The sequence below is a fragment of the Desulfurivibrio modestus genome, from assembly GCF_044068625.1.
In the GTDB taxonomy this organism is placed as follows: Bacteria; Desulfobacterota; Desulfobulbia; order Desulfobulbales; family Desulfurivibrionaceae; genus Desulfurivibrio.
The window spans coordinates 1-9,190 of record NZ_JBIPKH010000040.1 but is presented as its reverse complement, the minus strand read 5'-3'; the positions used below and the strand labels follow the sequence as shown (position 1 = coordinate 9,190).

At 56.1% G+C, this 9,190-nt stretch carries 7 protein-coding genes; all 7 read left to right on the top strand.

Translation table 11 applies throughout. From position 1 onward, the window contains the following. Positions 1-63 precede the first annotated feature (63 nt). Positions 64-2,196: a type I restriction-modification system subunit M gene (locus tag ACHHRT_RS13425; RefSeq protein ID WP_395500282.1), complete on the top strand. Its 2,133-nt coding sequence runs from the start codon at positions 64-66 to the stop codon at positions 2,194-2,196. Further along, positions 2,193-3,566 (top strand): restriction endonuclease subunit S, encoded by a 1,374-nt coding sequence (locus tag ACHHRT_RS13420; RefSeq protein WP_395500281.1) that lies wholly within the window; start codon positions 2,193-2,195, stop codon positions 3,564-3,566. The genes ACHHRT_RS13425 and ACHHRT_RS13420 overlap by 4 nt, the downstream gene beginning before the upstream one ends. Continuing rightward, entirely contained in the window at positions 3,553-6,543 is a 2,991-nt protein-coding gene (locus ACHHRT_RS13415) for a type I restriction endonuclease subunit R (protein WP_395500280.1), read from the top strand. The genes ACHHRT_RS13420 and ACHHRT_RS13415 overlap by 14 nt, the downstream gene beginning before the upstream one ends. A gap of 45 nt (positions 6,544-6,588) precedes the next feature. Next, positions 6,589-7,485 carry a restriction endonuclease gene (locus ACHHRT_RS13410; RefSeq protein ID WP_395500279.1) on the top strand — a complete coding sequence of 299 codons (897 nt, stop codon included), beginning with the start codon at positions 6,589-6,591 and terminating at the stop codon, positions 7,483-7,485. Between the two features lie 9 nt (positions 7,486-7,494). After that, positions 7,495-7,965: a putative molybdenum carrier protein gene (locus ACHHRT_RS13405; RefSeq protein ID WP_395500278.1), complete on the top strand. Its 471-nt coding sequence runs from the start codon at positions 7,495-7,497 to the stop codon at positions 7,963-7,965. Between the two features lie 14 nt (positions 7,966-7,979). Next, positions 7,980-8,693, top strand: coding sequence for a thermonuclease family protein (locus ACHHRT_RS13400; RefSeq protein ID WP_395500277.1), 714 nt, complete (start codon positions 7,980-7,982; stop codon positions 8,691-8,693). Beyond that, on the top strand, positions 8,694-9,190 hold a 497-nt coding region (locus ACHHRT_RS13395; RefSeq protein WP_395500276.1), incomplete at its 3' end, for a hypothetical protein.

The window sequence follows — 9,190 nt, the reverse complement described above, 5'->3', positions numbered from 1 at the left end:
TCGTTATGCGTAGACCGTTTTTGTGAATCCAATAATAAGAGAAGGTATGAGATTAAACCCTTAATGAATTCAACTAACCATAAATCCATTGTGAATTTTATCTGGGGTATCGCCGACGACGTGCTGCGCGATGTTTATGTGCGGGGCAAGTACCGTGATGTGATCCTGCCAATGACGGTCATCCGCCGTCTCGACGCGCTCTTGGAGCCGAGCAAGGAAAAGGTGCTTGGCATGAAGAAGCAGCTCGACGGGGCCGGGATCGCCAACCAGCACGCCGCGCTTTGCCAGGCCGCAGGCGAGGCCTTTTACAACGTCTCGCCCTTTACCCTGCGCGACCTGAAGAACCGCGCCAAGCAACAACAGCTCAAGGCCGATTTCGAAGCTTATCTGGACGGCTTTTCACCCAACGTCCAGGAGATTCTCGACAAGTTCAAGTTTCGCAACCAGATCCCCACGTTGATCGAGGCCGACATCCTCGGCCACCTGATCGAGAAGTTTCTCGACGGCCGCGTCAATCTGTGCCCCAAGCCTGTGCAGGACGTGGACGGAAACGAGATTCTTCCGGCGCTCGACAACCACTCCATGGGCACAATCTTCGAGGAGCTTATCCGCCGCTTCAACGAGGAGAACAACGAAGAGGCCGGAGAGCACTTCACGCCCCGCGACGTGGTCAAGCTCATGGCCGACCTGATCTTCCTGCCGGTGGCCGACGACATTGAATCGGGCACCTACCTTGTCTATGACGGAGCCTGCGGCACCGGCGGCATGCTGACCGTGGCGGAAGAGCGCCTCGCCGAGCTGGCCCAGAGTCACGGCAAAGATGTCTCCATCCACCTGTTCGGCCAGGAGGTGCAGCCGGAAACCTACGCCATCTCCAAGGCCGATCTGCTGCTCAAAGGCGAAGGGGCCGAAGCCGAGAACATGAAGTACGGCTCCACGCTCTCCAGCGATGCGTTTCCGTCGCAGGAATTCGATTTCATGCTCTCAAATCCGCCCTATGGCAAGAGCTGGAAGACTGACCTGGAGCGCCTGGGCGGCAAGGGTGATATCAAGGACCCGCGCTTTGTCACCCAGCACGGCGGCGACCCGGAATACAAGATGATCACCCGTTCCTCGGACGGGCAGCTCATGTTCCTGGTCAACAAGCTCTCCAAGATGAAGCACACCACCCGTCTCGGCAGCCGCATCGCCGAGGTCCATAACGGCTCGTCGCTCTTCACCGGCGACGCCGGTCAGGGCGAGAGCAACATCCGCCGCTGGATCATCGAGAACGACTGGCTGGAGGCCATCATCGCCCTGCCGGAGAACATGTTTTACAACACCGGCATCGCCACCTACATCTGGATGCTGACCAACCGCAAGTCTGATACGCGCCGGGGCAAGGTCCAGCTCATCGACGCCACCGAATGGTATGTGCCGCTGCGGCGCAACCTCGGCAAGAAGAACTGCGAGTTCTCCGAGGAACACATCCGCGCCATCTGCGACCTGGTGGTCAATCCGGTCGAAACCGAGAAATCCAAGATCTTCCCCAACGAGGCATTTGGCTATTGGAAGGTGACGGTGGACCGTCCGCTGCGCCTCGCCGTTGACCTGAGCCCGGCCCGGTTGGAACGGTTCGAGCGGGCCTGCGTCAAGGCCAAGGAAGTGCCGCTGGCCAACCTGGCCCACCGCGTGGCCGAGACGCTTGGAACCGGGCCGCACCTCGATTTCAATTCCTTCATGGACACCTGCGACACCGATGCCGACAAGCACGGTGTCAAGCTCACCGCCAAGCGCAAGAAGCTGCTGCAAGGCGATCTCTGCGACACCAGCGAGGACGCCGCGCCGGTGCTGAAGAAGGTTCACAAACCGGGCAAGGCCACGCCTGATCCCGTCCACGGCTTGTTCGAGGCCGAGGTGGGCGGCAAGACCTGCGTGGTCGAATACGAGCCGGATACCGCCCTGCGCGACAGCGAGCAGGTGCCGTTGCTGGAAGAAGGCGGCATAGAGGCGTTCTTCTGTCGCGAGGTGCTGCCCTATACACCGGATGCCTGGATCGACCCGGGCAAGACGCTGGTGGGTTACGAGATCTCCTTCACCCGCCATTTCTATCGGCCCGCGCCCATGCGCACCCTGGATGAAATCAAGGCCGACATCTACGCCCTGGAGCAGGAGACCGAAGGCCTTCTGGAACAGATTGTCGGGGAGGCGGAATGATGAAGCTGGCCGCGTATCCAGAATACAAGGATTCCGGGCAGCCGTTTTTGGGCAATATTCCGGCTCACTGGAATCTGTTCCGGAATGGCCGTCTGTTCTCTCAGCGCAACGAGACTGGGTTTGGGGAGCTGCCTATCCTTGAGGTCTCGTTGAAAACTGGTGTCCGCGTGCGCGACATGGAGAACCTGAAACGCAAGCAAGTGATGGCCGACCGGGAAAAATACAAGCGAGCGGCTCAGGGGGATATTGCCTACAACATGATGCGCATGTGGCAGGGAGCCGTGGGCGTTGCCCCCATGGACGGGCTGGTCAGTCCAGCTTATGTCGTTGTGCGACCCTTTCCCGAGGTGGACTGCCGCTACTTCAGCTATCTGTTCCGCACCGCGTCCTATATGAACGAGGTGGACGCCTTTTCTCGGGGCATCGTGAAAGACCGTAACCGGCTTTACTGGCAGGATTTCAAGCGCATGACGTCGCCCGTTCCTTCGATTGAGGAGCAGCGGCACATCACCAGATTTCTTGATGCGGTCGGCAGTAAGGCTCAGCGGTTCATACGCAACAAGCGGCGGCTCATCGAACTGCTCAAGGAGCAGAAGCAGAACGTCATCAACCAGGCCGTGACCCGGGGGCTTGATCCCAAGGTCAAGTTCAAGCCCAGCGGCGTGGAATGGATCGGAGATATTCCGGAGCATTGGGAAGTTCGCCGACTCAAATTCTTGTGCCACAACTTGAATGAGCAAACTTCCGAAAAGCAGCCAGGCGAGACATATATAGCCCTTGAACACGTAGAAAGCTGGACCGGCAGGATTTCACTACCTGATGACGAGATCACCTTTGATAGTCAGGTGAAGCGTTTTCAGCCCGGAGATGTTTTGTTCGGAAAGCTACGCCCGTATCTGGCGAAGGTGACACGGTCACAGACTGCTGGAGTTTGTGTAGGCGAGTTTCTGGTTTTGCGAGCGACCGGAAATGTATCGGCTGACTTCCTTGAACAAAAGCTTCGTTCCAAACGCGTAATTGATCTGATTAATAGCTCAACATTTGGGGCAAAAATGCCCCGAGCTGATTGGACATTCATAGGCAATCTGAAATTTGCGTATCCACCTGCGGGCGAGCAGCAAAAAATTCTTGAACACATCCAGAAAAAGTCAGCGGAAATCGACCAGGCCATTAACCGCGCCCAACGCGAGATTGAGCTGATGCGCGAATACTGCACCCGGCTGATTTCCGATGTCGTCACAGGCCAGGTGGATGTTCGTGGTATCGAAGTGCCGGAGGTTGCCGAGGACGAGCTGCTGGCCCTGGAAGAGGACACCGCCGAATCCGATGACGTGATCGATGACGAGGGGGACATGGATGAAACCGACTGACACCAGCGAAAAGGGCCTGGAATCGATCATCGTCACCTCCCTTGTGGAGGATGCCGGATACGTTCAGGGTGACCCGCAGGACTACGACCGGGAACACGCTGTCGACCTGGCCAAACAGCTGCAGTTCCTCGCCGCCACCCAACCCGATACCTATGAGGCTCTCGGCATCGACGAGGAAGGCCCCAAGCGCACACAATTCCTGCACCGCCTGCAGGGCGAGATCGCCAAGCGCGGCGTGGTAGACGTGCTGCGCGGCGGCATCAAGCACGGCCCGTCCCATGTGGACCTTTTTTACGGCACGCCGACGCCGGGCAACGTGAAGGCGGCGGAACGGTTCGCGGCCAACATCTTTAGCGTCACCCGCCAGCTCCGCTACAGCCGCAACGAGACCGCGCTCTCCCTCGATATGGCCGTGTTCATCAACGGCCTGCCCATCGCCACCTTCGAACTCAAAAATAAGCTCACCAAGCAGACGGTGCTCGATGCCGTGCAGCAGTACCAGCGCGACCGCGACCCAAAGGAGCTGCTGTTCCAGTTCGGCCGTTGCGTCGTTCATTTTGCCGTGGACGATCACGAGGTGCGTTTCTGTACCCACCTCAAGGGCAAGGGCTCGTGGTTTCTGCCCTTCGACAAAGGCTACAACGACGGTGCTGGCAATCCGCCCAACCCGGCCGGGCTCGCCACCGACTACCTGTGGAAGGAGACCCTCTCCAAGGAGGGGTTGACCGACATCCTGGAAAACTACGCCCAGGTGGTGGAGGAAAAGGACGAGAAGTCCGGCAAAAAAAGGTACAAGCAGATATTCCCTCGCTACCACCAGTTGAAGGTGGTGCGCATGCTGCTGGCCAATGCCGCTGAGAGTGGCATCGGCAGGCGCTACCTGATCCAGCACTCGGCGGGCAGCGGCAAAAGTAACTCCATCGCCTGGCTGGCGCACCAGCTCGTGGGGCTGGAACACGAGAGCAAGGCGTTGTTCGACTCGGTGATCGTGGTCACCGACCGACGGGTGCTCGACAAACAGATCCGCGACACCATCAAGCAGTTCGCCCAGGTCTCCGCCACCGTCGGCCATGCCGAACACTCCGGCGACCTGCGCAAATTCCTCAAGGCCGGGAAGAAAATCATCATCACCACGGTGCAGAAGTTCCCGTTCATCCTCGATGAGATCGGCGACGAACACCGCCAGAGCAAGTTCGCCATCATCATCGACGAGGCTCATTCCAGCCAGGGCGGCAAGACCACTGCCGCGATGAATCGTGTGCTGGAAGAGACCGCGCCCTACGGCGGCTCTGATGACGAGGGGGAAGAGACGGTCGAGGACAAGATCAATAAGATTATGGAAGGCCGGAAGATGGTGACCAACGCCAGCTACTTCGCCTTCACCGCGACCCCCAAGAACAAGACCCTAGAGATCTTCGGCGAGCCGGACCCGCAGCCGGATGGCACCGTGAAGCACCACCCGTTCCACAGCTACACCATGAAACAGGCCATCCAGGAGGGCTTCATCCTCGATGTGCTGAAGAATTACACCCCGGTGGAGAGTTATTACCGCCTGGCCAAGACCGTGGAGGACGACCCGCTCTTCGACGCCAACAAGGCCCAGAAAAAGCTGCGCCGCTATGTGGAGTCCCATGAGCACGCCATCCGCGAGAAGGCGGAGATTATGGTGGACCACTTCCACGCCCAGGTGATCGGCCACCGCAAGATCGGCGGCCATGCCCGGGCCATGGTCATCACCAACGGTATCGAGCGGGCCATTCAGTATTTCCATGCCTTCAGGGACTACCTCAAGGAGCGCAAAAGCCCTTACGCACCCATCGTGGCCTTTTCCGGGGATCACGAGTATGGCGGTAAGAAAGTGACCGAAGCGACGCTGAACGGCTTTTCCAGCAGCCGGATCCCGTACGAGGTGCAACAGGACCCGTACCGCTTCCTGATCGTCGCCGACAAGTTCCAGACCGGCTACGACGAACCGCTGCTGCACACCATGTACGTGGACAAGGCACTCTCCGGCATCAAGGCGGTGCAGACCCTCTCGCGGCTCAATCGCGCCCATCCGCAGAAGCACGACACCTTTGTGCTCGATTTCTACAACGACTCGGAGACCATCCAGAAGTCGTTCGAGCCCTATTACCGCACCACCATCCTCAGTGACGAGACTGACCCCAACAAGCTGCACGACCTGAAATCGGATCTGGACGGCTACCAGGTCTATTCGCAGGGACAAATCGACGATCTGGTTGGGTTCTACCTGAAAGGTGCGGACCGCGACAAGCTCGACCAGATCCTGGACGCCTGCGTGGCCACCTACAACGCCGATCTCGATGAAGACGGCCAAGTGGACTTCAAGGGCAAGGCCAAGGCCTTCGTGCGCACCTACGGTTTTCTGGCCTCGATCCTGCCGTACTCGAATACCGACTGGGAAAAACTATCGATCCTTCTTAATTTCCTGATCCCTAAGCTTCCCGCGCCCAAGGAGGAGGACTTGTCCCGGGGCATTCTGGAGGCTATCGACATGGACAGCTACCGTGTCGAGGTGAAAACCAGTCTGAAGGTCGGCCTTCCGGATCAGGATGCCGAAATCGGACCGGTGCCGACCAGCGGCGGTGGCCGCAAACCGGAGCCGGAACTGGACCAACTGAGCAATATCATCAAGGCGTTCAACGACCAGTTCGGCAACGTCGATTGGAAGGACGGCGACAAGATCCGCCAGGTCATCGCCGAGGAGATCCCGGCCAAGGTCGCAGCGGACGCCGCCTACCAGAACGCCATGAAGAACAACGATAAGAAGACCGCCAGAATCGAGCACGACGCCGCTCTGCAGCGGGTAATGATCGACCTCTTGGCTGACCATACCGAGCTATTCAAGCAATTCAGCGATAACCCGTCTTTCAAGAAATGGCTTGGTGACACCATTTTTGGAGCAACTTACTTTTCAGCCGATCAAGTAAAAGCGGTGGCAAGCCATGGGCATTGAAGGTGTGGCCTGATGTTATCAAATCTGTTCTGTTAGGATAATAAAATGGTAAGAAAAGAACTCGCACCAACCAAGGAACTCGCTTCCAAGGTGATGTTTGCAGCATTTGAGGCTTTGAAAGAAAAAGACGGCGAAATGCCAATGCGTGAGGTGGTGCAAGCCGTCGGCAAGCGAATTGATCTGAATGATTGGGCTATGGAGCGATACGAGAAGACCGGCAATGTTCGGTGGGTCTCCATCCTGCATTTTTTCAGTATAGATTGCGTTAAAGCTGGTTATCTGGTCAAGAAAAAGGGGATATGGTACTTGACCCCGGAAGGAGAGGAGGCTTTAAAGCTTGGTCCAGTCGGCCTACTTGAGGCTTCTCAGAAAGCATACAAGGAATGGAAATCAAGACAGCCGACATCCTCAGCTGATGATGTCGTTGTAGTTGCTGACGAGGCTGCCGAGGGTGAGATCACACTTGACCAAGCTGAGCAGATTGCTCGCGATGGCATAGAGCGCCAAATCTGGCGGTTGAACCCCTATGAGTTTCAGGATATGGTTGCCGCCCTTCTTAGGGGTATGGGCTATCATACCCCCTTTGTGGCCCCCAGGGGAAAGGATGGCGGTATAGATATCATGGCGTACCGTGATCCCCTTGGGACCGAAAACCCTCGAATTCAGGTTCAGATTAAACACAGAGAGTCTGCTGCCAATGTCCAAGAGGTGCGGCAACTTATGGGTTTGCTGCACAAGGCCGGTGACGTAGGGTTATTTGTTTCGTCCGGCGGCTTCACCGCCGACGCAAAAAGTACCGCTCGAACTTCTCATGTCCATGTGGAATTGGTTGACCTGTCACGTCTTATCGTTCTCTGGCAGGAATTCTACGAAAAAATGACCGATGAGGACAAGGCGATCTTGCCAATGACCCCGATCTATTTTTTCGCCAAGTCGGAATAGGTAGTCCTGATGCTGAACAAAATCATTTCCGGCGGCCAGACCGGCGCCGATCAGGCTGGCCTGGACGTTGCCATAAAACGTGGCATCCCCCATGGTGGCTGGATACCCAAGGGGCGGATGACCGAGGCAGGTCCGTTGCCTGAGAAATATGATCTTCAGGAGATGCCGGTTAAAAGCTATCCGAAGCGGACGGAACAGAATATACTCGATTCCGATGGCACCCTGATCGTTTCCCATGGGAAATTGACCGGTGGCTCGAAGCTGACCGTGGAACTTGCCCAGAGGCACTGCAAGCCGTCTCTGCATTTGGATATCAAGGCCAACTCCATGGCCTATGCTACCAGGATGGTTGCCTCCTGGCTGGCCGATAACGGGATCAGGGTATTGAACGTGGCCGGCCCCAGGGCGAGCAAAGACCCGGAGATTTATGGGGCGACGGTGAAGTTGCTGGAATCGGTGTTGGGGAGAGGGGCCAAGTGATCCGCCAGAGGGCAATGAAAATCGCCGGCCTGTTGCTGGTCTGCTGTTTGCTGCTTGTTGCCAGCGTCCATGCCGCCACCTGGCCAGCCCGGGTGACCAACATTTCCGACGGCGACACTATTCGGGTGATCACGCCGGACGGCAAGCAGGAGCGGATCAGGTTTTACGGCATAGACGCCCCGGAGTCAGGGCAGCCCTATGGCAAGGCGGCGACACAATTTGTCGAGTCGGCCATTGCCGCTGCGGGTTACAAGGTCGATATTGTCGAGGTGGAACGGGATCGGTATGGCCGCATTGTCGGCATGGTCATCGTGGATGGGGTAAATCTCAACCGGGAAGTGGTTAAGGCCGGATTCGCATGGGTTTATGGCCAGTATTGCAAGAAGCCCGAATGTCGGGAATGGAAGGCGCTGGAGAATAAGGCCCGAGATGGCAAGCTGGGGTTGTGGGGGGAGCCGGGCCCTGTGCCGCCTTGGGATTGGCGGCGTGGGGAGCGGGAGGGGAGAGTTTTGGAGCCTGCTGCTGAAAGTCGGTCCGGGGTGGAAAGTCAGGCCCGTCCCGGTGACTGCCTGATCAAGGGCAACATCAACAGTAAGGGCGAAAAGATTTATCATGTTCCCGGTGGTAGGCATTACGAACGGACCAGGATTGATAAAAGCCGAGGGCAGAGATGGTTTTGTTCCGAGGAAGAGGCCCGGGCAGCCGGGTGGCGGCGGTCGAGGCAGTGAATGAGAAAGATAGAATTTGTATTTACTGGGCTTGTTAGGCGTGTTAAATGGTTTTGGCGAGGTTGGCCTGTTTTAGCTGTAGTTGCTGTTATTTTTGTCCATCTGGTTTTGTTATGGAACTTAAGTGAAAAGGCAGAATCAATAGATAAAGCATTTTCTATTTTTTCTCAGATTATTGGTGGTCTTTTAGTTATTTATTCAATTAATTCAGTTGTTTTTTTAATTAAAAAAAATAATCTATTTGGAATGTTCAGGGATTACCTAAGCGAATTATTTGATAAAAGAAATGTACTCTGTATAGAAAATGTTACCCAGATTCAAGCGGTTGGTTCTCTGACCGTTGAAGGTTATCGAGTTCCAGAAAACCTTGAAGATAAAATATTACATCTTCAAAAACAAATAGATAAAATAAATTTCAACCTAGATAAAGAGGTTAAAAGGATTAATAAAGTAATTGAAATTGAATCTAGTGATCTTATGGATCAAGTGGGATGTCT